Origin of the sequence: Sedimenticola sp., assembly GCF_050289425.1 — a bacterium.
Taxonomy (GTDB): domain Bacteria; phylum Pseudomonadota; class Gammaproteobacteria; order Chromatiales; family Chromatiaceae; genus Sedimenticola.
This window is the reverse complement of sequence record NZ_JBNKFS010000014.1, coordinates 81666-106859: the sequence shown is the minus strand read 5'-3', so window position 1 is coordinate 106859 and position 25194 is coordinate 81666. Positions and strand designations below refer to the sequence as shown.

Genomic DNA, 25194 nt, shown 5'->3' with positions numbered 1-25194 from the left:
TCTGTGCGGCAAACAGTGCGATGGCAGCCGTAAAGTAGAGCTTGGCGACCGATTGAGATTGATATGTCATGGTTAAAACTCCCCCTTAACCCTGAATGTTTGGCGGCCAATTGGCTGAGTTGATCTCCGAGACATACTTCAGGAACTCGGCGATGGCGTCGAGTTCGTCATCGGAGAAGTTGAACTGAGGCATGCTGCGGCGGCCGGGAATACCGTTGGCGGGGCGGCTTTTGATAAAACCGATGATCCCGTCTTTGGAATTGCCGAAGCGTTTGTAGACGTTGCCCAGCTCCGGTGCGAAATAGGCACCCTCACCCAGCAGCGTGTGACAGCCGATACAGTCATTCTTTTCCCACAGCATCTTGCCTTTGGCAATCTGTCCGCCGGCTGCTCCATCCAGTGCGGCACGATTGTCGCGATTGGGCAGTTGGCCGACCGAATCAAAGGTCAATGCCAGGAAAAGGAGGAAGAAAAACGCAGTGCCACCATAAAAGATGTTCCGCGCCATGGTTTTTGTGAAGGCCTGGGCCATTGTTATCCCCTCTTTATTTTTCCGTTTGTAAGTAACGCGAAAGGTGTACAGGCCGCATTAGGCCTGCATGTGTCAACGAATTCCTTGATTTGAATCAATAGCAAAAAAAGACTCGGTAACATTTTGAATTTGCTTCGGATTGATTGAAATCAAGGTGTGAGAGGCCGGGTATTTCGATACTCTCCGCTCCAGAACATTTAAAACTGACAGGATCAGGATACGAGTAATGACAACGATCACTGAAACCATGGCACGCGATCATCGCCATTGCGATGAACTGTTTGCCGCAGCCGAGGAGTTGATAGCGCAAGGGGACTGGGCGCAGGGCCGTGAGAAGTTTGTAGCCTTTCGTGATAGCACCGAAAACCACTTCAGTATGGAGGAGGGGGTCCTCTTCCCCGGTTTTGAGCAGCGCACCGGACAGGCAATGGGACCGACCCAGGTGATGCGCATGGAGCATACCCAAATGCGCCAATTGATGGCGGATATGGAAGCCGCTGTTGCACATGAAGACGAAGAGCGTTATCTAGGTCTCTCTGAGACCATGATGATGGTCATGCAGCAGCACAATATGAAAGAGGAACAGATGTTATATCCGATGACGGATCAAGTGTTCGCTGCCGATGCGGAGGCGACCTTGCAAGAGATGAAAATGCTCTAGCCAGAAAAGACGGTTAACGTAATGCAAACAGCTGTTGGGAACGGATGCCCCGTTGGCTGATGTGTCATCTCAACACTGAACCGGATGCGGCGATGGAAATAAAACTTGATGTAAGCACGCTCGAGCCTTGTGAACCACTGGAGCGGACGCTGGCAGCGATAGAGCAGTTAGACGTGGGTGATTATCTGCGAGTGATACACCGACGCGAACCACATTTGCTCTATCCCCTGTTGGAAAAAGGTGGCTATGCCTGGCGTTGCCAGAATAACCTGTCAGGTGGTTATGAGATTTTTATCTGGAAGCGGGGCGATGAAGCGGCTTTGACGGATGTTGACGCCCTATCGTTATAGGCATTAGACATTTTTCAGTATTGAGACTTCGGCATATATCCGGCCGTAGGAAGTTGGATAGTGGCGAGCCTTGTTATGCACCAGCATAACAAATCGATAATCAATCCAGGGCGCCATTTTTCGCTAAAGGATTTTTCTTGGAAAAATAGTATCGTTTGATACTATGTGGCCATTTACTGAATGCTTGGTTAACGGATGCTCAATACTGCAACACTTTCTCTGGATCAGGCACCGCCTATTTCGATCCCTTTCAGATATTTCCTGACAGCGCCCCTATTTGGATTGGCCGCTTCTCTACTGTTGTTGGTAAATGGGCCCGATCTGTTTCTTACCCGGTGGTCACCCATGACACTGGGGCTCACCCATATGATCACTCTAGGTATATTGGCCATGATCATGTGTGGTGCGTTATTACAAATGCTCCCTGTAATTGCCGGTTCGCCTGTTCCCAGGGTGATTGGTGTGGGTTCTTTGTGTCATGTGTTGATCACCTTTGGAACGGGCCTGTTGGTTTTTGCTTTTTTATCGGCAAGCGCTATGGGCGAAATGTTGGCCCTAGGCATGATGGGGGGCGGTATCCTGCTGTTTTTTATTGCGGTAACGATCGCCTTGTGGCGGGTTAAGCATGTCAGCGCAACGGTAATCGCAATACGCCTTGCCGTCATCTCTTTGTTGATCACGCTGCTAATGGGTCTGTTATTAGGGAGCGGTGTCCTTGGAAAAATGGGCTTCGGCCATATCGCCGTGTTGGTGGATGTGCATCTTGGCTGGGGCATACTCGGTTGGGTTGGGTTGCTACTGATAGGTATCTCTTATCAAGTGGTTCCCATGTTTCAGGTGACCCCCGAGTATCCACGACACTTGCGCAGGTTACTGGCACCGATGTTGTTTGTGGGTTTGTTAATCTGGACGGTCCTGATGTTGGGGAACATTGCCGGAATTGTGGAACAGTGGCTGGCGCAGGCGTGGATGCTGTTATTGGTAGCGGGCTTCGTGTTCTATTCGATTATCACCCTTCGACTGCAACAGCAGCGTAAGCGCCGGGTGGCGGATATCACGATGCTGTTTTGGCGAACCGGTATGCTGTTTGTACCGCTCTGTGCATTGATTTGGATGGCGGGCATGCTATCTCCCGCTGTCGCTCTAAACCCCCATTACAATCTACTGCTGGGTGTTTGTTTACTGTTGGGTGTGGGCGTTTCTGTCATCAACGGTATGTTGTATAAGATAGTCCCTTTTCTCTCTTGGTTTCATCTGCAAAATCGGCAGATGAGCATGATGTGCATGACAGTAAAGGTGCCGAATATGAAGGAGTTCATCTCTGATAAGGCAGCACGCCTGCAGTTCAGACTGTTTCTGTTGACATTGCTGCTGGCTCTTGCCGCCAGTCTCTATCCCGGAGTATTTGCCTACTTGGCAGGACTGTTTTTCTTTGTCTCCAATACCCTTCTGCTTAAAAACCTCCTGGTTGCCATGTTCCGCTACCGCACTACGCATCGTGCATTACTGGCCTACGCTGCGAGTGTTTCGGCTGACGATAAGGGTCTGGGATAGTCGGTCAGCACCACTTAGGTCACAGCAAATTGTTTCAGTATTTCCCTTTGGAATGGGAATACCGATCATCCTGCCGACACCATCTCTTTGCGTATGTGATTTTCATCAGCAATTTTCTGCGCTAGAATACACACCCTTAAAAGATTAACTTACTGAAAATTAAACGATTATTTTTTATTCATGGTGTGATTATGCCGACAGAACTGAGAGAAGCCTACCTGTTTTCCCAACTCGATGAGAGTCAGTTGGAACGTGTCCGCAAGATGAGCACCGAGATTCAACTGCAGGATAATGAGGCGCTGTTTGAGGTGGGCGACGAAGCCCGGCGCTTTTTTTTGGTCCAGGAGGGACAGATAAAGCTTTCCCGTCTTTCCATGAACGGTAACGAGAAAGTGATCGAAGTGGTCACGGCTGGCTACACGTTTGCCGAGGCGCTGATGTTTTCGGATAAGCCCTCTTATCCGGTACGTGCCTCTGCTATTGGGAAGACGCGACTGACGGCGGTAGATAGCCGGGGCTTTTTGGATCTTCTGCGGGAATCAACCGATACCTGTTTTCGTGTGATGGGCGACATGAGTATGCGGCTGCGCCGTATGGTCAAGGAGATCGACGATTTGACACTGCAGAGTGCGACAGGACGTGTTGCCGGTTATCTCTGTGGTAAATCCATGTTAAAGGGCCAGACCCGGGTCGCCTTCGATTTGGCAACCCCCAAAGGAGTACTGGCATCCCGCTTGTCTGTAAAGCCGGAGACTTTTTCAAGGATTTTGCATAACTTTACCGATCAGGGACTGGTTAAGGTAAAGGGTGGCCATATCGAAATTCTCAACGTGGATGGGCTGCGCAAGCATGCCGAGTCGTCAGGGGTTTGCGGGCAGCAGATCGGCCCGGAGAGCTGAACGGCGGGTTTCTTTATTTATCTGAATAATATAACCAGAGAGGGCGCCATGGGCGCCCTCTCTGATTATGCTGCTGAACACGCAGATCTCAGACCTTAAATTGCCTGACTTGGGTCTGCAGCTCTTCTCCCAGTCGTGCGAGTGCCTGACTGGCTGTTGCGACCTGGTCGGCGCTGCCGGTCGCCTGCTCCGCCAATTGCGATATTTGCACAATGCTTCGATCGATCTCTTGGGCCACGGCCGATTGCTCTTCGGCGGCGCTGGCAATCTGTGTGTTCATGTCCGAGATGGTGGCGACGGATTGCACGATCTTGCTGAGTGATTCGGCAGCCGCCAGCGCTTTATTTACGGTGATTTGGGTGGTGGATTGGCCCTGCTCCATGACTTTGACCGCTTCATTGGTGCCCGATTGCAGGCGCTCAATCATCTCTTGGATCTCTTGGGTGGACTGCTGGGTGCGGCTTGCCAGTGTGCGCACTTCATCGGCAACCACGGCAAAGCCGCGCCCTTGTTCACCGGCGCGTGCCGCTTCTATCGCCGCATTCAGCGCCAAAAGATTGGTCTGCTCGGCAATACCGCGGATCACATCCAGCACGCTGCCGATCGCTTCACTCTCGGATTCCAGGCGATTGATGACACTGGAGGCTTTTTCAACTTCCCCGGCCAGTTTGTTGATGGCCTGGGATGCCTCGTCCACCACGCTTCGTCCTGCATTGGCCTCACTGTTTGCTTCACGGGCTGAGCTGGCCGTTTTTTCCGCATTCTGGGCTATTTCATGAACGGTGGCAGCCATCTCGGTGACGGCCGTGGCCACCTGATGCGTTTCACTTCGCTGCTGATCCATGCCTTCATGGCTTTTGGCCGTTATCGCTGTCAGTTCATCGGCTGAGGTGGCTATTTGATTGGTGGCGGCGCTGACTTGGGCAATCGTATTCTGTACTTTGATGGCAAATTCGTTAAAAGCACCGGACAGTCGCGCCACTTCATCGTGACCGCTACTATCCAGTCTCTGGGTGAGGTCTCCGTCGCCCGCGGCGATGTTATGCATCGCTTGGGTAGTCAGTTGCAGTGGCGTACAGATACTGCGTGCGATGATGGCCGATACGGATATCAAGATCAGCAACACGGCACCGACGATGATTGCCAGCGTTGTGGCGTTGCTCCAGAAAGCGGCCTCTACGTCATCGATATAGATACCGGTGCCGACAACCCAGCCCCAGGGCTTGAAGCCTTTGATATAGGAGGCTTTCTGTACCGGCGCTTCGCTGTTTGGCTTGGGCCAGAGATAGGGGACCGTTCCTTCGCCGCTCTCTTTGACCTTTTTTACGAACTCGACAAAGATGGCCGTGCCATTGGCGTCTTTCAGTCCTGATAAGTCCTTACCTTCCAGGGAGGGCTTAATCGGATGCATCAGGACCACCGAATGCATATCGTTGACCCAGAAGTAGTTGCCCCCCTCGTAACGCAGGGAGCGAATGCTGGCAAGGGCACCGGCTTTTGCCGTTGATTCATCCAGTTCACCTGCGGTGAAGCGTCGGTGAAAATCGGCGATGATGCTGTGTGCGGTCTCCGTCAGCTTCTGGGTTTGCTGATCCTTCTCCTCCAGCAGGCTCGATTTGAACTGGATCAGGGAGAAGGCCGTGATGACGGCGATGCCGATGACTGCGAATGAGATTAATGCCCAGAGGCGGTGGGTAATGCTCAGGCGCCGTAGTGCGTTCATAGAAGTTCCTCAGCAGCTTGCCTGAAGGTCCCGTTCGGGCGATGTTGTGGTCAATTATTTAGAAGGATTCCACTCCTCCTAGCCTTGACCTTGTGGCGGCTGTCAAGATGAAATCTTGAGCATTCATTGATCTGCCTCAGCATAGCATTACCTAAACGCCTAGTTAACGTTGGCTCTGGGCGAAATCCATCATCCTTTGTATGGGTTTTACCGCCTGCTCTCGGATCGCGGGGTCGATAAAGATCTCATTTGTTTCTTTTTCCAGGACTTCCAGTAAGTTTTGTAGCGAATTCATACCCATCCAGGGGCAGTGGGCGCAGCTTTCACAGGTGGCGCCTTCACCGGCAGTCGGGGCTTCAATCAGCTTTTTACCCGGGGCCAATTGCTTCATTTTATGGAAGATACCCCCATCCGTTGCCACGATAAACTCATGGTTTTTCATTTCGACCACTGCCTTGATCAGAGCGGTTGTCGAGCCGACTACGTCGGCCTGCTCGATCACCGCCTCAGGGGATTCAGGGTGAACCAGTACCGCGGCGTCCGGATGTAAGCGGCGGATCCGCTCCAAAGCTACCGATTTAAACTCCTCATGGACAACGCAAGCGCCGTTCCAAAACAGCATATCGGCACCGGTCTGCTTCTGTACGTAGTGCCCGAGATGCTTGTCCGGTGCCCAGATAATCTTTTCACCGCGTCCGGCAAGATACTCGATGATCGGCAGAGCAATGCCTGACGTGACTACCCAGTCGGCACGCGCTTTCACTTTGGCGCTGGTATTGGCGTAGACCACCACCGTATGATCGGGGTGCTGGTCGCAAAAGTCACTGAACTCATCAGCGGGACAGCCTTCATCCAGGGAGCAGGTGGCGTTTAGATCTGGCATCAACACCCGCTTTTCCGGATTGAGAATTTTTGCCGTCTCGCCCATGAAGCGGACGCCGCAGACCACCAGGGTCGTGGCGGACTGCTGTGAACCGAAGCGTGCCATCTCCAGCGAGTCGGAGACGCAGCCCCCCGTCTCTTCAGCCAGCTCCTGCAGGTCGCCATCGGTATAATAGTGTGCCACCAGTACGGCGTTACGTTCTTTGAGTAATGCCTTGATCCGTGACTTGATCGCCTGCTTTTCGTCGGGGCTCAGGATCGGCCATTGCGGGTGGGGCGGAACGACCACGGGATGGGGGCGGATTTCAACGGAGCTGTTTGTCTGCGTCATGGTTTTCTCTCGGTTGCTTGGCAAGATCAGCGTATGATCTCGACGCGGTCAGGGTTGGTTACACGGTAGATCTTGGCGGGTCGGTGGTTTCCGTTTCTGCGCTTTCCGCCGGTCTCTTCCAGCCGGTCAAGACCCAATACCCATTTGCGAAAATTCCTTTTGTCGAGTTTCTCATTGCGCAGAATTTCATAGACCGACTGTAGTTCGCTCAGGGTGAAGGTATCTGGCATCAGCTGAAAGGCAATGGTGGAGTAGAGGGTTTTGGCGGCGAGGCGTTCACGCGCCAATAAAATGATCTCTTTATGGTCGAAGGCCAAGTCGGGAAGGTTATTCAATGGAAACCAGGCGGCTTCTGTTGCGTCACTTCCCGCTGACAGAGTGAGTTTGTCCGGAGGGACCAGTGCGTAATAGGTGACGCTGATGACCCGTTCCCTGGGGTCTCTGTTCGGTTGGCCGAAGGTATAGAGTTGTTCAATGTATAGATCCGAGACCCCTGTCTCCTCCTGCAGCTCTCGCTTCGCACAGCTTTCCAGGTCTTCGTCAATTTCCAGAAAACCACCCGGTAGCGCCCATTGGCCGATAAAAGGATCCTGCGCCCGGCGTATCAGCAGGAGTTGCAGCTGTTGTTCGCGCAGGGTGAAAACCGCCACATCGGTGGTCACGGCAGGGTGGGGATAGGGGTATTGATAGGCCATCGGTTTTAATACTAAGTGTTTAATGTACACTATATTGGGCATTGCGGTGCAGCATGTCAAGCCATCTATTCATTATTGGTCTCAGAAGGTGAAGATAATCTATTGGATGCTAAAGAAAACCTGGGAAGAACCGCTAACCGCGTATAGAAAAGTTTTCCGGGAAGAATCTCGTTATGGACACCAATAAAGAGAGTGCGGCGCGAGCGATTTTCAACGTGAAGCATCTGCCGCCGCTCTCCACAACAGCGACACAACTGCTACAAGCGGTGTCTGATGATGAAATCGACCTGAAGGCGCTGGCCGCGATTATCGATCAAGACCCCGGCATTGCGGCGCGTATCGTGGGACTGGCGAACTCGGCGTATTTTGCTCAACCTTCACCGGTGTATAGCGTTGAAGAGGCCATTATTCGGGTCCTGGGATTGAATATGGTCAAGAGCCTGGCTTTGGGGATCAGTGTGGCGGGCGTATTTGAGGTGGACAAGTGTCCGGCTTTTGATTTGCCGGGATACTGGTTCCAGGCATTAGCCGCGGGACAGTTGGCCCGAACATTGGTGATGTTGGTGCCAGTGGCAAAAAGGCCAGATCCGGCAGCGCTCTATCTCGCCGGCCTGTTCCATAACCTGGGCGCACTATTGCTTGTTCACACCCTGGGCGAAGCCTACGGAGAGGTGTTGCACGCCGCGAGTAAAAACCCGACTGAATCATTGATTGCTATCGAGAAAGCACAGCTGGGCATTGACCATCAGGAGGCTGGTGCTTGGTTGGCTGAACGTTGGCACCTGCCCGGCGTGATCGTGACAATGATGACCCGTCTGGGGGATGACGACTATTCTGGTGATTACCAGACAGAAGTGAATTTGTTGACCGGCGCAGTGGATTGGGTGAGTTGTATTCGTACCAGTGATGCCTATGCATTGTCGGATAGCGACTGGCTGAAAGGGATTGAGGGATTCAACCGAGAACGGCTTCCCCAGATCGAAGAGGCTTTTCGCCGGCAACTGGATGACCTGGAACTGGTGGCGAGACAGCTTGCATGATGAACGATAGCAACCAAAGAGAATCAATGTGATTTTCGGCCATCAGGACCATTTCTTTTCACTTGTCGATTCGCTCTCGGCGATCCGCCAGCTTTCACGCTTGCCGATCGAGGGTGTCGCCGAGGAACAGTTTCTAAGTCAGGCGCTTGAGGCACTGATCGAATACCAAGATTTGGAGCAGTGTTCGATCTTCCTGTTAGAGGGCGAGGTACTACGTTGTGCTGTAGGTGGTGGTCTCAATACGTTCCATCGGAGGGATACGCACCCACCGGCTGCAGACAACAAACCTATGCAGTTTTCGGCCGGTGAGGGCATCATGGGCCTGGCACTGCAGACAGGCCAGATCCAGTATTGCCGAAACTGTAAAACCGATCCGCGCTTTAAACCTTTCACTAAAACCACGCTGTTTTACGGTGACGGGTCTTTGATCTCGGCACCGATAGTCTCGGATGAAGAGGTATTGGGTGTACTTAATGTGTCTCATCATCTACCGGAGTTTTTTCAGACCTGGCACCAACATTTTTTGATGCTATTTGCCAATTTCCTGGGCCGGTTGTTGCATCTGCACCGGTTGGTGAATCGGCTTGAAGAGGAGGTTGCCACGCGTACCCTCGCCTTGGGGCAGTCACTGGAAGAGTCCGAAGCGCTACGCATCCGATATCAGGAGCTCTCGGTTACAGATGAATTGACTGGTTTGTACAATCGCCGCTACTTTTTTTCCGAAGGTCAATCCATGCTGTCGAGAGCGGTTCGCTATGGGCATCCGCTTGGGATGATGCTGATTGATGTGGATGGCTTGAAAGGCATTAACGACAGCTGGGGGCATTTGGTTGGGGATCAGGCGATCTGCCAGGTTGCCGAAACTTTGCAGCGACAGGCCCGAGCAGGAGACTTGTTGGCAAGGTTGGGCGACGGTGAATTCGTGTTGATGCTACCGCATACGCTGGCAGAGGGTGTTGAAAGTATGGCAGGTCGGATACAGGCAGCGGTGGACGATTTGAAATTACCACTGGCGGATGGGCAAATCGGGTTCAGCGTCAGTATCGGTATGACTACACTGCATGGACAGAGTGGAGATAAACGGATGGAGCGGCTTGATCTGCTTTACCGTGAAGCCGATTGTGCTGTGGACCGTTGTAAACTATCAGGGCCCAATAAACGACAGTTCTATGAGGCCGGGATGGAGCAGGTAGGCGGTGATACCGCCGCCGAATAAGCGTTGAACAGGTTGTAGATTTTTGCCGCGTTAACGGGTCAGTAAGCGTACTCGTCGATTCCCCACAGCCAGGCCGCTCCGCGCACCCCACTGGAATCGCCGTGCATGGGCGGTAAAAGCGAGGTGCAGACTCCATCAGAAAAGATATATTGGGTCCAGATTTCAGGCACCCGTTGATAAAGATGGGAAAGATTGGAGAGTCCGCCGCCCAGGACGATTGCATCCGGGTCCAGGATATTGATCACGGTCGCCAAGCTGCGGGCCAACCGGTCCTCATAGCGTGCCATGACCTGTATGGCGGCGGGTTCCTGTTGTGCCAATCGATCGGACAACGCTTGGGCTGTGATGGATCGGCCGGTGGTGCAGCGGTAGTCGTGGCTGAGTCCCGGGCCAGACAAAAAAGTTTCGATGCAGCCTCTTTGACCGCAATAACAGCGTTCGCCCGGCATTTCAACGGGCTTTGGCCAGGGAAGTGGATTGTGTCCCCACTCACCCGCGATACGATTGATGCTGGGAATCAGGCCGCCCCGAATGACGACCCCGGCCCCAACCCCGGTACCGAGGATGACACCGAAGACGGAAGTATAATCCCGCCCCGCCCCGTCGGTGGATTCCGATAAAGCAAAGCAGTCAGCATCATTGGCAAGACGAATCGGCCGGCTTAGCACCTGCTCAAGATCCTGTTGCAGCGGCTGTCCATTTAGGCAGGTGGAGTTGGCGTTTCTGATCAAGCCGTTTATCGGAGACGGGGAACCCGGGGTGCCGATGCCGACCGAGCCCGGGCGACCGGTCTCCTGTTCCAGTCGGTACACCATATTGGCTACAGCGTTGACGGTGGCCCGATAGTCGCCGGCGGGCGTCTCGGTACGTTGTTTCGCCAGTATGCGGCCGGCATCGTCCAGCGCAATGCCCTCAATTTTGCTGCCTCCAAGATCAACCCCAATACGCATGACAGCGGCTGTCAGATTACGTTAGCTGTGGCTGGTGGCGGCTGAGCTATAACTGCTGTCGTCGTTTTCCGGGGTTGCTTGCGGGACATTCAGTTTAGCCTGATCTTCCAGTTGAATGGTCACTTCACCGGATGGGTTGGTGAAGCGGTCATTCAGGGTCTGCACATAATTATCGGCATCCTCTTTCACCTGTGCCAAACGTTTCCTGGCACTGCGTCCCCAACCGGCTGGCGCGGTACTGAAAATACTGCGCCAGGGTTTGGTGTTGCGCAGAAAGGCATGGGTAAGATTGCCTCGGATAGCCAATTTTTCGGCCTGTTTTTTTAGCGACCGCAATAGGCTGCGGGCGGCCATGGAGCGGACCATAAAGTGCAGGCCTAACGCCACAGTCATGACGCCGACGGCGCTGGCTATCTGAAGCGCCGGGCTAGCGGTGAGTGTTTCCAGCCAGGGTGGGACAAATTGAAGGCCGTGCCAATAACCCTGATTCAGGGAGATACCGAACAGGGCAACCAACAGTAAGCCAAAGACCAGTGCGTCACCCCATAGGACGCGTTTTTTCCAGTGATACATAGCGGTCTTAATGGCCGGGACGGCGCGCTCTTCGATATCCCGTGCCGTCCTTTCCAGAACGCCGACAATACGGTAGGCGCGTTCGATCTCCACTTCATGCATGCGATTGTGGATCTCTTCCAGGTCGGCATCCCGTTTACGCTCAAATCGTTGCCGGAGGTTCTCGTCATCGATCGGTACAGCGGCCTCCGGATTGTAGATGGTGTAGAAGCGGCCTGCGGTCAGACCCCGTTCTCCCAATGCGCGTTGCCAAGCGGCCACTACCTCTTCGGGGTTGTCCTCCTTGGCCGCTGAATCGATCTGATTCAGTATATAGAGGAATTTTCCGGCATCATTGCGGCTGATGGTATTGCTGACCAAGTGGTCAAGTGTGTCCTGCATTGCCCCCGGTTCAGGGTGTCGCGCGTCGAAAAAGACCAGCACCAGATCTGACAGGTCGATTATGTGATCGGTTATGCGCAGGGTGGAGGTGCGTTGGGCGTCGGCATCGAACCCCGGGGAATCGATAAGAATCTTTCCGCGCAGTCGTTCGCTGGGGCAGGTTTTTAGTTGAAGATAAGAGTCGATGCGTTCTCCTTCTCCCTTGGCGACCCGTTCAATATCTTCACTCATCTGATAAAAGGGAAAGCGGGGGTCTGAGTCAAGTGCCACACCAGGCAGGGCGTGTGCCGTCTTTTCCCGGCTGTAACAGGTGACGGTGAACTTATCGTCGACGGCCTGGTTGCCGGTACGCTGCAGTTTGTAACCCAGATAGTGATTAATAAAAGTCGACTTGCCGGATGAGAAGGTGCCCAGTACGGATATCAGTGGCCACCAGGGTATCTGGGTAGCGTAAGACTCATCGGTGCCTAACAGGCCGGTACGGTAGGCGATCCTGTCCAGCTTCTTGAAACTCTGCACTGTCTTTAACAGTACTGGGTTCTCTTGTTCAAGATGTGTCTCAAGATGTTTCAGACGTCCTTCTATCAGTCTTCCTGCCGTATTCATGAACTGCTCCTACTGTAGGGAAGGGAAATTGGCCCCGACGGCTGTCTTTATTTGCTTCAGATCACTGTTATCCCGGATTTGTTTAACCGCCATACTAACGCGCCGGGGCGACGGGTGGTAGTCTGTTGAAGTGGATTCGGGGGCAGAATAGGGGGCTATGATTGTCAGGCATGGGGATGTCCGCGGTCGTGCAGATTCGGGGTCCATTAAGAAAAAACCGTATTTGCCCAAATACTTATAGACAATTAGGTTACCCTAAATTGCGCAAGGCTATTGCAATATATAAGTATATAAGAGATACTTAATACACTTAAGCCGTCGAATTTATCTGGCTGGCCAGTTTTATCGGTCATCGTACGAAACGGGATATTCATCTATTGAGGGAGCAGAGTTATGGCTGAACTTTTTTCTGAAGCGTGGATGCAGAGTTTCATGGCGCAGTGGAATGCGGAGTCTGAGCTGGTTGGTGCGTTGGAACAGATTGGTTTTGGCAGTGTGATCGGTTATGGCTTTGAAGGGGAAGAGAAGCCAAGGGGTGTCATCACAGTCGATAACGGTAAGGCCGTATCTGCCGGTGCCTATAACGGTGAAGCGCTTAACTGGGATATACGGTGCAGTGAAGCGCAGTGGAAAAAATGGATCGGTAAGCCGCCCGGTATGATGGGGCTGGGTGTGGCATTCACGTCGGGCAAGATGAAATTCAAAGTGGGCGATTACGCTTCCATGCTGAAAGATCCACGCATGGCAGCCCCGTTTATAAAAAGTTTTTCTGTTATGGGCAAAGCTTGAGATTGCACACCGGATGGGCGGTAAGGCCATCCGGACGGTCTGAACGCTGTTGTCGATGACCGGCCTCCTCGTTTTTAAGCGAAGAGGCCTGTTTTTACAGCAGATGGAAAGTATCTGCTTTGGGCGCGATGCTGAGTGGGGCGCCTGAGTATTCGAAAGTACCCCGAACTTTGCCGGTCGTGGTAAAGTCATCGAGGGTGGTATATCAATAGCAGTACTTAATCAGCGGGATAACTATAAAAATGGAAATACAGGTCCATGCGATTACGCTGGCGGTAGCCCTGACTGCCGCCGCGGTTCTGCCACAAGCGGGTTTTGCACAGAATGAGGGTGGCGAGTACTACGTCGTGCAGCAGGCACGCGGTGCGTCGACGGTCTCGCTAGGCGGCACAGTCATACCTTATAAGGAGGTGACGCTCTCTGCCCAGTTGCCCGGCCGGGTCAAGCATCTTGCCGGCATTGAAGGTGATACCTTCGAAAAGGGGACACTGCTGGTGGCGTTGGATGACAGTGAATTACTGGCCAAACGCAACGCCGCCCTGGCCCAGCTAGCCAATGCTGATGCGCAGCTTCGAGCCGCCGGCGTGCAATATAATCGCGAACTCTGGTCACCCCAGTCTAAACAGGCGATGGGTGGCATGGGATTGCCGAACCTGTTCGATCAAATGTTTACCCGGCCGATGGAGAGTTTCTCCGGTAACCGTAATCAAAATGTCGAGCGGCGCGCCGATCTGTACGCTTCGGGGGTGCAGATTACCCAGGCTCAGAATGCCATCCTTTCCGCTCAGTCCCAAATCCAGGCAATCGATGCCAAGTTGCGCGATGCGATCAGCTTGGCCCCCTTCGACGGCGTCATAATGAAAAAATTCGTTGAGGTCGGCGATACCATGCAGCCGGGTCAGCCGCTGCTGATATACGCCGATGTCGAGTATCTGCAGATTATGGTGGATGTCCCGGCCAGGCTGCGTCCCGGTCTCTACGAGCAGATGATGCTGGAGGCCGAACTGGATGTTACCGGCCAGGTGGTGCCGGTGCGGGTTGCACAGATTTTCCCCACTGCCGATTCACAGCGCCACACCGTCAAGGTGAAATTCGATCTGCCCCAGGGGGTCTCCGCTCCCGGTATGTATGTCAAGGTCAGGCTCCCTGATCTGACGGCGCCCGAAATGAATCATCCGATAATCCCCGTGTCAGCCATCCGCTACAACGGAAGTCTACCGGGTGTCTATGTAGTCGGTAAGCAGGGCCGTCCAGAACTGCGTCTGATTCGGGTCGGTGAGAGCCTTGACCGTGGTTTGGTCAGTGTCCTGTCAGGACTCAGTGCCGGTGAACAGATCCTGCGAAATCCGCCAAATGGAATTGCATCGGGCTGGAGTGATTCGCTAGACAGACGCTGAATAGCTTTCACGGCCTTCCGGTCCGGTCCGTGACCGATAACTACTCCTGTCATGCAGCTGCAACCAAGTGTGAATAATGATGAATCAGGAAGATGCAAAAAAAGATGAGCTGAACAATGCGCCACTGACCGACGAGCAATTGGGGCTCGCCGGGCGAACCGCGAGATTCTTCATCAACTCACCGCTCTCGCCGCTGTTCTTTATCTCCATGATGTTGATGGGCCTGCTGGGCTTGATGATGACGCCGCGCCAGGAGGATCCTCAGATCTCGGTGCCGATGGTGGACATCTTTGTCCAGTACACCGGCGCCTCCGCCGATCAGGTCTCGAATCTTGCCATCGAACCGCTCGAGCGAATCATGAGCGAGATTGATGGCGTCAAGCATGTCTACTCTGCTGCGCAACGCGGTATGGGCATGGTGACCATCGAGTTTGATGTCGGTGAGCAGATGGGACCCTCACTGGTCAAGGTGAACGACAAACTCGATTCCAACATGGACAAGATTCCCCCCGGTGTTTCGCCCCCACTGGTCAAGGCGAAGGGGATCGACGATGTGCCGGTGGTGAATATTACCCTCTGGTCCAAGGATCTGGATAAGAATGGTTTTCCGGATGTGGATGACGGCCAGTTACGCATGCTGGCGCATGATGTGTTGCAGAGCATCAAAGAGATTCCGGACACCGGTAACGGCTTTGTGGTCGGCGGGCGTGCCGAACAGGTTACCATCGAGGTTTCGCCGGAGCGTCTCTCCGGTTACGGGATCAGTCTGGACCAGGTGGCAAACCGTATCCAAACCTCCAACAGCGAACAGCAGGCGGGAGGCGTCGAATCCGGCAACACCCGTTTCACCGTCATGACCGGTGCTTTCCTCAAGACCACAGACGATATCAGTCGGTTGGTGATCGGTACCCACAACGACGTGCCGGTCTATGTGCACGATGTGGCCAGGGTGGTACAGGGGCCGGAAGATGCCAAACAACTGGTAGCGTACTACACCGGACCGGCGGGTGATCCGGATCAGCCGGCCAGCGGTGTCCCCGCCGTTACCATTGCCGTGGCAAAAAAACCGGGGGTAAACGGTGTCACCGTAGCCAGTGCCATTATCGATCGGGTCAACCACCTCAAAGGGATACGGATTCCCTCCAATGTAGAGGTCAGCATTACCCGCAACTACGGCGAGACGGCGGAGGACAAGGTCAATGAGCTGATCTTCAAGCTGTTTGTTGCTACCGGATTTGTTTTCCTTTTGGTGCTGTTTGCGTTCCGTGCTTTGCGCCCGGCGATGGTCGTGGTGCTGGTTATTCCGGTCGTACTGTTGATGACCATCTTCTATGCCTGGGTCACCGGTTACACCATCGACCGGGTCAGCCTGTTTGCCCTGATCTTCTCCATCGGTATTTTGGTGGATGACGCGATCGTGGTGGTGGAAAATATTTACCGCCGTTGGTTGGAGAAGGGCAGTACGGATGCCTATACGGCGGTGGATGCGGTGCGGGAAGTGGGCAACCCGACCATCCTGGCCACCTTTACCGTTATCGCAGCGCTGCTACCGATGGGTTTTGTTACCGGCATGATGGGACCGTACATGGAGCCCATCCCGGCGCTCGGTTCGGCCGCCATGTTGATCTCGCTATTTGCGGCCTTTGTATTTACTCCCTGGCTGGCTATCTCCCGCTGGCTGCGTCCCACCATGGCCTATCTGGAAGTGGCGGAGGAGCGTGAAAAGGTGGGTACGCAGCGTCTGGCAAGCTTCTATGAAAAAGTGCTCACGCCACTGATACGGTCCCGCAGGAAGCGCATTCTGTTCCGGGTGATACTGTGGGGCTCCTTCTTTTTTGCCTGCTCCATGTTCTATACCAAGTGGGTGGCGGTGAAAATGCTGCCTCTGGACAACAAGCCCGAGTTCTCGGTGGTACTGGATATGCCGGAGGGTACGGCGCTGCCGGTGACCGCCAACCTGGCCCATCGGATTGCCGAACGGTTACGCCAGATGCCGGAAGTGACGGCTCTGCAGGTTTATGCCGGAACGGCCCGTCCATTCGATTTTAACGGCATGGTGCGGCACTACTATCTGCGTCAGGATCCCTGGCAGGCAGAAGTTCAAGTGCAACTGCTGCACAAGAGCAAGCGGAAGCGCAGTAGCCACGAACTGGCGGTGGCGGCGCGCGAAGTGGTTAAGGAGATTACCCAGGATTCCGGGGCAAAGTTTGCCGTGGTGGAGATGCCACCCGGTCCCCCCGTGCTGCAGTCGGTGGTGGCCGAGGTGCATGGACCGACACCGGAGATCCGTCGTCAGTTGGCGGAGGATCTGACCGGCATCTTCCAACAGACGGAAAGTCTGGTGGATGTGGATAACTACATGCGCGGCAGCTATGAATACTGGCTGTTTAAGGTCGATACCGAAAAGGCGGTGCGCCGCGGTGTTTCGGTGGACACCATTAATCGTAACCTCTCGATGGCGCTGGGCGGGATGCGTCTGGGCGATGTCAAGCAGAAGGCGGGGCATGAGCCGGTCAATATCCTGATCCAGGTCCCGTTGGCCGAGCGTTCGCAGATCAATCGGCTGGGCGATCTGCCGATCCAATCCACCAGCGGCGTGTCCCTGCCGCTACGTGAGTTGGGTTCCTTTGAGATGATGCAGGAGGAGCCGATTATCTACCACAAGGATCTGCGTCCGGTGGAATACGTGGTAGCCGATGTGGGTGGTGAGCTGGCCGCTCCGGTGTATGGCATGTTCCAGGTGCAGGATCTGTTGGCGGCCAATTACAAGGCACCGGACGGTGTGAAAGTGGATGCGTACTGGTTCAAGCCGCCAGCGGATGACAATAGCTCCAGTATCGAGTGGACCGGTGAGTGGACGGTGACCTTCGAGACCTTCCGGGACATGGGTGCGGCGTTCATGGTGGCGTTGGTACTGATCTACATCCTGGTGGTATGGGAGTTCGGCAACTTCCGCATTCCGGCCCTGATCATGGCGCCGATTCCGCTGACGCTGTTGGGTATTATCCCCATGCACGCCATTATGGGGGCGGAGTTTACCGCTACATCGATGATCGGCTGGATCGCTTTGGCCGGCATCATTGTGCGTAACTCGATACTGCTGGTGGATTTTTCCATCCATGAGATCCAGCGCGGTGTGCCGGTGGAACAGGCGGTGGTAAGAGCTTGTACCACACGTACCCGGCCTATCATGATCACTGCACTGGCCCTGGTGTGTGGCTCCAGCGTGATCTTTTTTGACCCGATATTCCAGGGTATGGCGATCTCCCTTGCCTCGGGCGTCATGGTTTCCACCATACTGACTCTGATTGTGATACCGCTGGGTTGCATGAAGGCCAGCACGGCGTTGTGCGAAGTGGCCGCTGCCGGCTATGACGATAGCGGCAATACGCCACTGCCGGAGCATGACTCCCCTTCATTGGCTGATACGCAGCCGTCGATGCCACGTCAACCGTTGTTGATCGCTATCTGGGGCAAGTTTGTTTCGTTGTTGTTGATGCTTTTCTACGCCTTTCGCGGGATTTTCTTGTTGCTGGGGCAGTTAATACCACGACAGAAACCTGCCACCGATCCGGCTGCTGGCACGGATATACCGACTGCTTCCCGCACCACCGGGCAAACGACTGAAACCTTGGCGCCACAGCAGCGGGAGAGGGCGCCCGAGCGTGAACAGGCAGATGGGGATCAGTCGAACACCATGGAGATGAGCGCGCCATCCCAAGCGGCAATAGTTGATACGGCTGATAAGCCGGAACCGGTTAAAACATCGGATGTGGTGATAGGTGATGCTGCGTCTGAAGAGCGCTTGGCCGCGCCTCCTGAAGCGCCCGTTGCCGCGACGTCGAAGTCCGTTGTTCAGAAGAGCCGTGTCAAGCAGGCGGCGGCCAAACCGGCTGCGACAAAGAAAAAGGCTGTGGCAAAGAAAAAGGCCACGGTAAAGAAAAAAACCGTCGTCAATAAAAAGTCAGTGGCGAAGAAAAAAGTCATTAAGAAAGCGGCGGTCAAGGTGTCAAAAGCGGCCTCTGACCTTGTCCAAAAGGACTCCCGCCCAGTGCAGGACAAGGAGGTCCCTTCCGCTACGACAGCCATCCCAGGTCGAAAAGGTGGCCGCCGGGGTATTCGTCTGAAGTCTGATAACGACAGTGGCATTGAGTGATCCAGGTGACGGGGGAAACGGTCATCAGACAGATCATCACCCTGTGTCTCTTGGGCCTGTGGATGGCGTCCTCGTCTGTCTGGGCCGAAGGGATGGGGGAAATGTATGGGAAGTTTCGTCCGCTGAAACAGCCAGCCAAACCCTCCTCAACGGCCAGTCAGGCACGCCGCTATTCGGGGAGCAGTGGTTACCGGAAGCCTGATCTTGGCGCCCCTTCATCGGGGTATACGCTACCTGATTATTCATCAAACGGGGGGGCGATAGTGCCGAAGGGACGCTTTGTCATGCCTCCCTATCAGTCTGTTCAGGGAGGCAAATTCAGGTTGTCCAAGCCCGGCAACGGCAACACGCCTGCCCCAAATGTGACACGACAGGAGCGGGCGATCATCCCCTATCAGATGGTGCCGTCATCGGGGGTGAGACAACCGGATTATCGTTTTCGCCCGTTGCAGGGCGACCACTAGGAAAATAGGCGCGGGCTTCCCACGGGAAACCTACATTAAATAAAGATAACAAGCCTCGACAGCGGATTGCTGAAAATCAGTTGACCGACAGAGGCAAAGAGTTGTTCCGGGCGTCGATTCGGATCAACGCATTGGAGGTATAGATGTTAACAGGTCGTCAAGTCATGATAGGAGCTCTGACGCTGCTCTCTGTGGTGATGCCGCAAAGCCATGCCGGTTCACCCGCCGCGTTGGAATTTTCCGCCGATACGGTTCAAACCGATCCGCAAAAACACCAGCGTGTAGGACGGATTTATGTCGGTAAACGCCATATACGCAGCGAAATCGAACAGAATGGCCATTCTGTTGTAAATATTATCGATACGGAAAATCAGATAACCTGGGTACTCTATCCTCAACAACAAAGCTATATTGAGTATCGGATGGAAGGTGCCCCGGTGGACGTCGAGAAGGGCTCTCCCTGTGAGGGATTGCCAGGCGCCCAGTGCAAGAAGCTGGGGGAAGAGACTGTCGGAGGGCGCGCCGCCATCAAGTGGCAAGTGAGGGTGCCGTCTCAGGGGGGGGGCGAGATGCACAGTATTCAATGGATTGGAAAACAGCGCTCGATTCTATTGCGACAGGAGATTCAGAATGGTCCGGTGATGGAACAGCAGATGCTGGGCGTGGAGCAGATTGACGGGCGTCCGGTGGAGAAGTGGCAGATGACCCTGTCCCAAGGGAATCAGCCGGCGCAACGTTCTACTCGTTGGTTTGATCCGCAACTCAATCTCGCCATTAGGGAGGAGAGCCCGGGGGGTTATATTCGTGAACTGCGCAATATTACCATTGCCCCTCAGGATCCCGGTCTTTTCACGATACCGGGGCCGTTTAAGAAAATCGTACCGCAGCAGCCGGGGCAGAAGCGATGACAGCCAAATTTTTTGGCGAACAGTACTGAATGATCAGCCGATCATGGGGTAAAACAATGAAGATAAGATACGGATGGGTATTGGCGGAGATAGTAGGTTTATGCTTGTTCTTGATAGGAGGTAGTGTGGCTGCGGCCCCCGCGTTTGTGCCGCAACAGATGTTACCGAGTTATGCACCGGCGTCGCCATCCCGAGGCGTTGCCGGATTTCGTCCCCACTATCGTTATCAGCCCATTAGGCCCGTGGTGCGCTATGCGTCGCAGGCCAACCTTCCGTATCGCCCTATCCCTGCAAGATATGCGGCGGCCTGGCCGATCCCGGTGAATTATCGTCCGGCTATGCCGGCACCGCGTCCCAGGCTGCCTTATTATGGTTATCGTGGCCAGATGCCGCGTTGGGTCGGCTATCCGCCACCCACGGTTGGAAGGGGCTATGCTATGCCACCGATGCCTCGTACGGCCTATCGATATCCATGGCCTACCCAGACCGGGGCATGGGGTTATCCGTATCCACGACAGTTCCGTCCGCAGTACGCCTATCCGCCCGTTGCACCGGTGAATTATCGCCCCCCGACCTGGACGCCCCCTCGGCGCGCGGCCGTGCCGATGCCCTATAACCGTTATCAGGCCCGACCTGGAGCCGTGCGCCCGGTGACGCCTACTCCCCAAGTGTTGCCAACACATCTTGCTGGTCGCTACCAGCCCTACGCCGGGAGACCCAGTATTCGTCCGGATTATCGATTTCGACCAGTACCACAGGCAGTGGCGTATCAGCCTTACCCGACTGCGTGGCGCTATCCGACCCGCCCGGTATATGGGGTCGATCAGGGTTTCCGGACAGATCCACGTCTCTCTGCGCTAGCGCGTGCCCCGGTGGGCGCTTACCCTGTTTGGTATGCCCCCCGATCCAGCCAGGGCGCGACGGGTGCCAGGCCTATTCGCAGGGAGGAGACCCTGGCCTGGGGTGATACGGCGGCACGGTTTCGCCACCCGGCGTATTGACCTGCGGGACGATGGATAGAGACGATCGGTATCGAACTAAGTTAAGGACCTGAGCATGATAACTGTTGTGGGTAGTCTGAAAGGTGGGTCGGGAAAGAGCACCGTCACATTCAATCTGGCCGTTTGGTTGGTGATGGCAGAGACCGATGTGCAGGTTATCGATCTCGATCCCCAGGCGACTTTGAGGGATGTGGTAGAAGTTCGGGATGAAGAGGGGTATCGCCCCCGCATCTCAGTGAAAGGAAAAAAACATCTGGATATCGATAAATTAAACGGCGTGGATGAAGTGTTGATTGATATCGGTACCGCCGATATCGAGATGATGAAACGGGCCATCCGCTTAGCTGATCGCATTCTGGTTCCCGTTCCGCCGTCCCAAGCGGATATCTGGTCTACGCAACGGTTTATCCAGTTCGTTCACTCGGTGACAGAGGGGCAGGCGCCGGAGATAGTCGGTTTTATCAACCGCGGTGATACCCATCATGCAGTGCGGGAAACCGATGAGGCAGCAGCGGCACTGGTTTCCCTTCCCGGCATGAAATTCATCAAGCCGAGACTCTCCCAGAGAACCATATTCCGCCGTTCCTTTAGTGAGGGGTTGGCGGTATTTGAGTTGAATCCCCGCGGTAAAGGCAGCAAGGAACTGAATGCGCTCTGTGCCAAACTCTATCCGCAAGTACTGAAGTAGCCCGGCGGGCAAGCAGGTTGTCATATTTGGGCATATCAATAGAAGCACTGGAAAACAGGGCTGATAGGGGGTAACCGGTGGCTGTGATTCGGAATGTGTTTGCCTTGATTGGCCTGTTGGTGTTGGTCGCCATGGGGGCGGCCATGGTGAAGGTCGGGGGGATATTGGATGAGTTTGACCCCGGCGCCGTCCAGATTTACCGGGAGTTGATTGAAAACATTGTTGAAACACGGAATGCCGCGGAAGCGACCGTATGGAAAGTGCCGGTAGAGGAGGGGCTGAAACCGGAAGATGTCGAGCAGACCATGAAAGCGGTTGCCAATGAACTGAATATCTCCAATGTCGGGGAGTTACCCCTGTATAAGGATGTGGCGGCGAAAAGTGGCCAACCGTACCGTTTTGTCAAAATCTACATGTTCTGCAACTCCCTTACTGCTGCACGGATGCTCGATTATAACGACGCTTTTTCCGCCTACCTGCCTTGCCGCATCACTCTGGTGGAAGATAAGCAGGGGAAGCTCTGGTTATATGCCTTGAATATGGATTTGATGATACAGGGTGGCGAGCGGTTGCCTCCGGCCCTGAAGGAAGAGGCGTTGCACGTCAAGAAGGTCATTCTTGAGATTATGCGACGTGGTGCAGTAGGGGATTTTTGAATGTGCGGTGTTACCGGGCAGTAATGTTCAGGGTCTTGCTAGGGATAGGGCAGCGCCTGTCGGTGAAGTTATAGAATCGGTATAAATCCCCTTCATCCTCTTGATAAATAAAAATAGGGTACCGGGTGAAAATTTCTGTGTTACCATATATTAGAGAACTCAAATATTAGAAATATATTAAATAGACTTTATCGGGCGTAGCCCTGAGGTGGGAAAGATGGTCCAGAAAAATGGGATTGTGGATCAGGTGCAGACGCCGGGGCAGGAGCAACCTTACTCTATGGATCGCCTTTCTGAGGCATTCGAGACTAGCGCCAGACGCTGGGAGTTGATTGTTTACCCCTCACTGTTTGCCTTTATCATTCTCGCCGCCTACGGTTTTTTCCTGGTCTACAGCCTGGCCAAGGATGTGCATTATCTGGCTGTTAGCGTTGATTCCAACATGACGGTATTGGCCAGTAATATGCAATCCGTGTCGGATAACATGGGGCAGATGACCGCCAATATCAGGGTCATGTCCGGCTACATGTCGGAAATCAATGATAAGGTCAGCACCCTGGAGCCGATGTTGGCGACCATCGTATCGATGGATCGTTCCATTCAATCCATGACCACATCCACCTATATCATGCGCCAGGATATTTCGCGGATGAATCACAATATTTCCCGCCCCATGACCTTTATGAACACGTTTATGCCCTGGTAGCTGCCAGAGGCAAGCTTCACCTTTACCTGCCAGGTGTTGTCAGTCAGGTTATTCCAGAAAATACGATTCCGTATCGGTCGTAAAATGCGGGTCACGATTCGATAATATCGTCGTTTCCTTGTGCCTTAATACCAGCAAAAAGCGCTTTTGGTTCCTGTGTTTGAGGCAGGGTAGGTGATCAATGTCACATATTGATCCAATTGTGGTCACATTTTCGTTACGAATCTACACACCGGCTGTTACCGGTAACTGTGTGTTTCGGTAACACTGGTGTGCCGGACCTCCTCTTATACCCTTGATTCTAAAACCTATTGATATCGGCATGAATTTTGCTCCATAGCCCTCAGTCGGGGACAACTCTGATGTGCGCCGATGCTGTTTTCCGTTAGGAAACAGGCCGCTCTACTTAAAATTAAAGCGGTAATAAGAAAAAATGGGGGAACCATCTCTATACTCAGGAGTGTTTTGGTTTTTCATTGCACTGTTTCGCCAACTGAAGACGATGATTTGAGTTCGATCCGATCCAGCGGCGTTACCCCGGCACTCAGTCAATATCGCGAGAAACGCACTGGGCGCCAACCAGCACCTATTGCACGTGCACAATAATCGGACATTCAGTCCGAAATGGAGAGAGGAAAAATAGTAATGAGTGATGATAAGTCTAAGACCAGCGAACTTTCCCGTCGTGGCTTTATCAAGGTTGGTGCTGCGGCACTGACGGCTGCCAACATGCCCATGTTCTTCATGAAGGACGCCTGGGCAGCGAAGGATTTTCGCAATAACCCCGGTAATGCCGGTACCGTAAAGTTCGGTTTCAATGTCCCGCAGACGGGTGCCTATGCGGACGAGGGTGCCGATGAGCTGCGCGCCTATAAACTTGCAGTCAAGCATATCAATGGTGAAGGTGACGGCGGTATGCTGAACACCATGAAGCCGTTGACGCTGAAGGGCAACGGTATCCTGGGTAAGAAACTCGAGTATGTAACGGGTGATACCCAGACCAAGTCTGACGCGGCACGTGCATCAGCCAAGCGCATGATCGAGAAAGACGGTGTTGTGATGATTACCGGTGGTTCATCCTCCGGTGTGGCGGTGGCCGTACAGGGCCTGTGCCAGGAGATGGGCGTGGTCTTCATGGCCGGTTTGACTCACTCTAACGACACCACGGGTAAAGATAAACGCCGCTATGGTTTCCGTCATTTCTTTAATGCTTACATGTCCGGTGCCGCACTGGGCCCTGTACTGAAACAAGAGATGGGTACCGACCGCAAGGCGTATCATTTGACCGCTGATTACACCTGGGGCTGGACTCAGGAAGAGTCGATCAAGAACACCACTGAAGCCCTTGGTTGGAAGACCACCGCTGCGGTGCGTACGCCTGTAGGCGCCGGTGACTTCTCCCAGTACATCACCCCGGTACTCAATTCTGGTGCCGATGTGCTGATCCTGAACCATTACGGTAAGGATATGATCAACTCACTGACCCAGGCCGTTCAGTTCGGTTTGCGCGATAAGCAGGTCAACGGTAAGAACTTTGAGATCGTGGTACCGCTGTTCTCACGTCTGATGGCACAGGGTGCGGGTGAAAACATCAAGGGTATTCTTGGTACCACCAACTGGAACTGGTCGCTGCAGGACGAAGGCTCCAAGGCATTCGTCAAGTCCTTCGGTCAAGAGTACGGTTTCCCACCCTCAATGGCAGCGCACACCTGCTATGTACAGGCGCTGTTGTACGCCAACGCTGTCGAAGCGGCCGGCACCTTCTATCCGCCTGAGGTAATCAAACAGCTGGAAGGCTTCAAGTTTGATGGTATGGGTAATGGTCCGACCGAATACCGCGCAGAAGACCATCAGTGCTTCAAAGACGTGCTGGTTGTGCGTGGTAACCAGAACCCCACTTCCCAGTTCGACCTGTTGCAAGTACAGCAGATCGTACCGCGTTCCCAGGTTGAGTACGATGCCAAGATCTTTGGCGGCGAACTCGGTCCTTACGAGGTCTGATCCGCTCTAGCTTGTCAGCCGGCTGCCCTTGGGCA

At 54.1% G+C, this 25194-nt stretch carries 22 protein-coding genes; 15 read left to right on the top strand and 7 right to left on the bottom strand.

The features are described 5' to 3' along the window. Positions 1–85: 85 nt before the first annotated feature. Positions 86–532: a c-type cytochrome gene (locus tag ACQY5R_RS11505; protein WP_428608425.1), complete on the bottom strand. Its 447-nt coding sequence runs from the start codon at positions 530–532 to the stop codon at positions 86–88. Between the two features lie 226 nt (positions 533–758). Here ACQY5R_RS11505 and ACQY5R_RS11500 point away from each other — a divergent pair, with 226 nt between their 5' ends. From ACQY5R_RS11500 to ACQY5R_RS11485, 4 genes are all read left to right on the top strand, one after another. Continuing rightward, the gene (locus ACQY5R_RS11500) at positions 759–1193 is read left to right on the top strand and encodes a hemerythrin domain-containing protein (protein ID WP_428608423.1); all 435 of its coding nucleotides are present in this window, start codon (positions 759–761) and stop codon (positions 1191–1193) included. A 92-nt stretch (positions 1194–1285) separates the two neighbouring features. Next, complete coding sequence (locus ACQY5R_RS11495) at positions 1286–1543, top strand: DUF2249 domain-containing protein (protein WP_428608422.1); 258 nt, start codon at positions 1286–1288, stop codon at positions 1541–1543. A gap of 537 nt (positions 1544–2080) precedes the next feature. Then, positions 2081–3097, top strand: coding sequence for a hypothetical protein (locus ACQY5R_RS11490; protein WP_428608419.1), 1017 nt, complete (start codon positions 2081–2083; stop codon positions 3095–3097). 191 nt (positions 3098–3288) lie between these two features. Next, positions 3289–3996: a Crp/Fnr family transcriptional regulator gene (locus tag ACQY5R_RS11485; protein ID WP_428608416.1), complete on the top strand. Its 708-nt coding sequence runs from the start codon at positions 3289–3291 to the stop codon at positions 3994–3996. Positions 3997–4084: 88 nt separating this feature from the next. Here the strand turns inward: ACQY5R_RS11485 and ACQY5R_RS11480 are convergent, their stop codons facing one another. From ACQY5R_RS11480 to ACQY5R_RS11470, 3 genes are all read right to left on the bottom strand, one after another. Next, the gene (locus ACQY5R_RS11480) at positions 4085–5719 is read right to left on the bottom strand and encodes a methyl-accepting chemotaxis protein (protein ID WP_428608414.1); all 1635 of its coding nucleotides are present in this window, start codon (positions 5717–5719) and stop codon (positions 4085–4087) included. A gap of 163 nt (positions 5720–5882) precedes the next feature. Continuing rightward, positions 5883–6932, bottom strand: coding sequence for a quinolinate synthase NadA (gene nadA, locus ACQY5R_RS11475; RefSeq protein WP_428608412.1), 1050 nt, complete (start codon positions 6930–6932; stop codon positions 5883–5885). Positions 6933–6958: 26 nt separating this feature from the next. Continuing rightward, the gene (locus tag ACQY5R_RS11470) at positions 6959–7627 is read right to left on the bottom strand and encodes an NUDIX hydrolase (protein WP_428608410.1); all 669 of its coding nucleotides are present in this window, start codon (positions 7625–7627) and stop codon (positions 6959–6961) included. A gap of 173 nt (positions 7628–7800) precedes the next feature. Here ACQY5R_RS11470 and ACQY5R_RS11465 point away from each other — a divergent pair, with 173 nt between their 5' ends. After that, entirely contained in the window at positions 7801–8667 is an 867-nt protein-coding gene (locus tag ACQY5R_RS11465) for an HDOD domain-containing protein (protein ID WP_428608408.1), read from the top strand. 28 nt (positions 8668–8695) lie between these two features. Then, entirely contained in the window at positions 8696–9883 is a 1188-nt protein-coding gene (locus ACQY5R_RS11460) for a diguanylate cyclase domain-containing protein (protein ID WP_428608405.1), read from the top strand. Between the two features lie 38 nt (positions 9884–9921). On the opposite strand, the gene ACQY5R_RS11455 is transcribed toward ACQY5R_RS11460, so the two are convergent. Beyond that, the gene (locus tag ACQY5R_RS11455; protein WP_428608402.1) at positions 9922–10833 is read right to left on the bottom strand and encodes an ROK family protein; all 912 of its coding nucleotides are present in this window, start codon (positions 10831–10833) and stop codon (positions 9922–9924) included. 21 nt (positions 10834–10854) lie between these two features. Next, positions 10855–12393 (bottom strand): dynamin family protein, encoded by a 1539-nt coding sequence (locus ACQY5R_RS11450; RefSeq protein WP_428608400.1) that lies wholly within the window; start codon positions 12391–12393, stop codon positions 10855–10857. A 393-nt stretch (positions 12394–12786) separates the two neighbouring features. Here ACQY5R_RS11450 and ACQY5R_RS11445 point away from each other — a divergent pair, with 393 nt between their 5' ends. The 5 genes from ACQY5R_RS11445 (at position 12787) to ACQY5R_RS11425 (ending at position 20107) form a co-directional block, all read left to right on the top strand. Beyond that, positions 12787–13182 (top strand): SCP-2 sterol transfer family protein, encoded by a 396-nt coding sequence (locus ACQY5R_RS11445; protein WP_428608397.1) that lies wholly within the window; start codon positions 12787–12789, stop codon positions 13180–13182. A 242-nt stretch (positions 13183–13424) separates the two neighbouring features. Further along, a complete protein-coding gene (locus tag ACQY5R_RS11440) occupies positions 13425–14579 on the top strand; it encodes an efflux RND transporter periplasmic adaptor subunit (protein WP_428608394.1) in 1155 nt (384 codons plus the stop codon). A 79-nt stretch (positions 14580–14658) separates the two neighbouring features. Continuing rightward, positions 14659–18735 carry an efflux RND transporter permease subunit gene (locus tag ACQY5R_RS11435; protein ID WP_428608431.1) on the top strand — a complete coding sequence of 1359 codons (4077 nt, stop codon included), beginning with the start codon at positions 14659–14661 and terminating at the stop codon, positions 18733–18735. Between the two features lie 5 nt (positions 18736–18740). Then, the gene (locus ACQY5R_RS11430) at positions 18741–19199 is read left to right on the top strand and encodes a hypothetical protein (RefSeq protein WP_428608392.1); all 459 of its coding nucleotides are present in this window, start codon (positions 18741–18743) and stop codon (positions 19197–19199) included. 143 nt (positions 19200–19342) lie between these two features. Beyond that, entirely contained in the window at positions 19343–20107 is a 765-nt protein-coding gene (locus ACQY5R_RS11425) for a hypothetical protein (RefSeq protein WP_428608389.1), read from the top strand. Positions 20108–20764: 657 nt separating this feature from the next. On the opposite strand, the gene ACQY5R_RS11420 is transcribed toward ACQY5R_RS11425, so the two are convergent. Continuing rightward, positions 20765–20953 carry a hypothetical protein gene (locus ACQY5R_RS11420; RefSeq protein ID WP_428608387.1) on the bottom strand — a complete coding sequence of 63 codons (189 nt, stop codon included), beginning with the start codon at positions 20951–20953 and terminating at the stop codon, positions 20765–20767. A 210-nt stretch (positions 20954–21163) separates the two neighbouring features. Between ACQY5R_RS11420 and ACQY5R_RS11415 the strand changes: the two genes are divergently transcribed. From ACQY5R_RS11415 to ACQY5R_RS11400, 4 genes are all read left to right on the top strand, one after another. After that, positions 21164–21796, top strand: a complete 633-nt coding sequence (locus ACQY5R_RS11415) for a division plane positioning ATPase MipZ (RefSeq protein ID WP_428608384.1) — start codon at positions 21164–21166, stop codon at positions 21794–21796. Positions 21797–21873: 77 nt separating this feature from the next. Beyond that, the gene (locus ACQY5R_RS11410) at positions 21874–22452 is read left to right on the top strand and encodes a DUF302 domain-containing protein (protein WP_428608381.1); all 579 of its coding nucleotides are present in this window, start codon (positions 21874–21876) and stop codon (positions 22450–22452) included. 217 nt (positions 22453–22669) lie between these two features. Beyond that, positions 22670–23158: a hypothetical protein gene (locus ACQY5R_RS11405; RefSeq protein ID WP_428608379.1), complete on the top strand. Its 489-nt coding sequence runs from the start codon at positions 22670–22672 to the stop codon at positions 23156–23158. A gap of 645 nt (positions 23159–23803) precedes the next feature. Beyond that, positions 23804–25159: a substrate-binding protein gene (locus tag ACQY5R_RS11400; protein ID WP_428608376.1), complete on the top strand. Its 1356-nt coding sequence runs from the start codon at positions 23804–23806 to the stop codon at positions 25157–25159. Positions 25160–25194: the final 35 nt, after the last annotated feature.

Bases quoted from the DNA above. Each gene is read 5' to 3' on its own strand.
- ACQY5R_RS11400 (WP_428608376.1), top strand. From the start codon at position 23,804: ATGAGTGATGATAAGTCTAAGACCAGCGAACTTTCCCGTCGTGGCTTT.
- ACQY5R_RS11480 (WP_428608414.1), bottom strand. From the start codon at position 5,719: ATGAACGCACTACGGCGCCTGAGCATTACCCACCGCCTCTGGGCATTA.
- ACQY5R_RS11425 (WP_428608389.1), top strand. From the start codon at position 19,343: ATGTTAACAGGTCGTCAAGTCATGATAGGAGCTCTGACGCTGCTCTCT.
- ACQY5R_RS11505 (WP_428608425.1), bottom strand. From the start codon at position 532: ATGGCCCAGGCCTTCACAAAAACCATGGCGCGGAACATCTTTTATGGT.
- nadA (WP_428608412.1), bottom strand. From the start codon at position 6,932: ATGACGCAGACAAACAGCTCCGTTGAAATCCGCCCCCATCCCGTGGTC.
- ACQY5R_RS11445 (WP_428608397.1), top strand. From the start codon at position 12,787: ATGGCTGAACTTTTTTCTGAAGCGTGGATGCAGAGTTTCATGGCGCAG.
- ACQY5R_RS11440 (WP_428608394.1), top strand. From the start codon at position 13,425: ATGGAAATACAGGTCCATGCGATTACGCTGGCGGTAGCCCTGACTGCC.
- ACQY5R_RS11500 (WP_428608423.1), top strand. From the start codon at position 759: ATGACAACGATCACTGAAACCATGGCACGCGATCATCGCCATTGCGAT.
- ACQY5R_RS11485 (WP_428608416.1), top strand. From the start codon at position 3,289: ATGCCGACAGAACTGAGAGAAGCCTACCTGTTTTCCCAACTCGATGAG.
- ACQY5R_RS11450 (WP_428608400.1), bottom strand. From the start codon at position 12,393: ATGAATACGGCAGGAAGACTGATAGAAGGACGTCTGAAACATCTTGAG.
- ACQY5R_RS11495 (WP_428608422.1), top strand. From the start codon at position 1,286: ATGGAAATAAAACTTGATGTAAGCACGCTCGAGCCTTGTGAACCACTG.
- ACQY5R_RS11415 (WP_428608384.1), top strand. From the start codon at position 21,164: ATGATAACTGTTGTGGGTAGTCTGAAAGGTGGGTCGGGAAAGAGCACC.
- ACQY5R_RS11405 (WP_428608379.1), top strand. From the start codon at position 22,670: ATGGTCCAGAAAAATGGGATTGTGGATCAGGTGCAGACGCCGGGGCAG.
- ACQY5R_RS11465 (WP_428608408.1), top strand. From the start codon at position 7,801: ATGGACACCAATAAAGAGAGTGCGGCGCGAGCGATTTTCAACGTGAAG.
- ACQY5R_RS11470 (WP_428608410.1), bottom strand. From the start codon at position 7,627: ATGGCCTATCAATACCCCTATCCCCACCCTGCCGTGACCACCGATGTG.
- ACQY5R_RS11490 (WP_428608419.1), top strand. From the start codon at position 2,081: ATGGGCGAAATGTTGGCCCTAGGCATGATGGGGGGCGGTATCCTGCTG.
- ACQY5R_RS11455 (WP_428608402.1), bottom strand. From the start codon at position 10,833: ATGCGTATTGGGGTTGATCTTGGAGGCAGCAAAATTGAGGGCATTGCG.
- ACQY5R_RS11435 (WP_428608431.1), top strand. From the start codon at position 14,659: ATGAATCAGGAAGATGCAAAAAAAGATGAGCTGAACAATGCGCCACTG.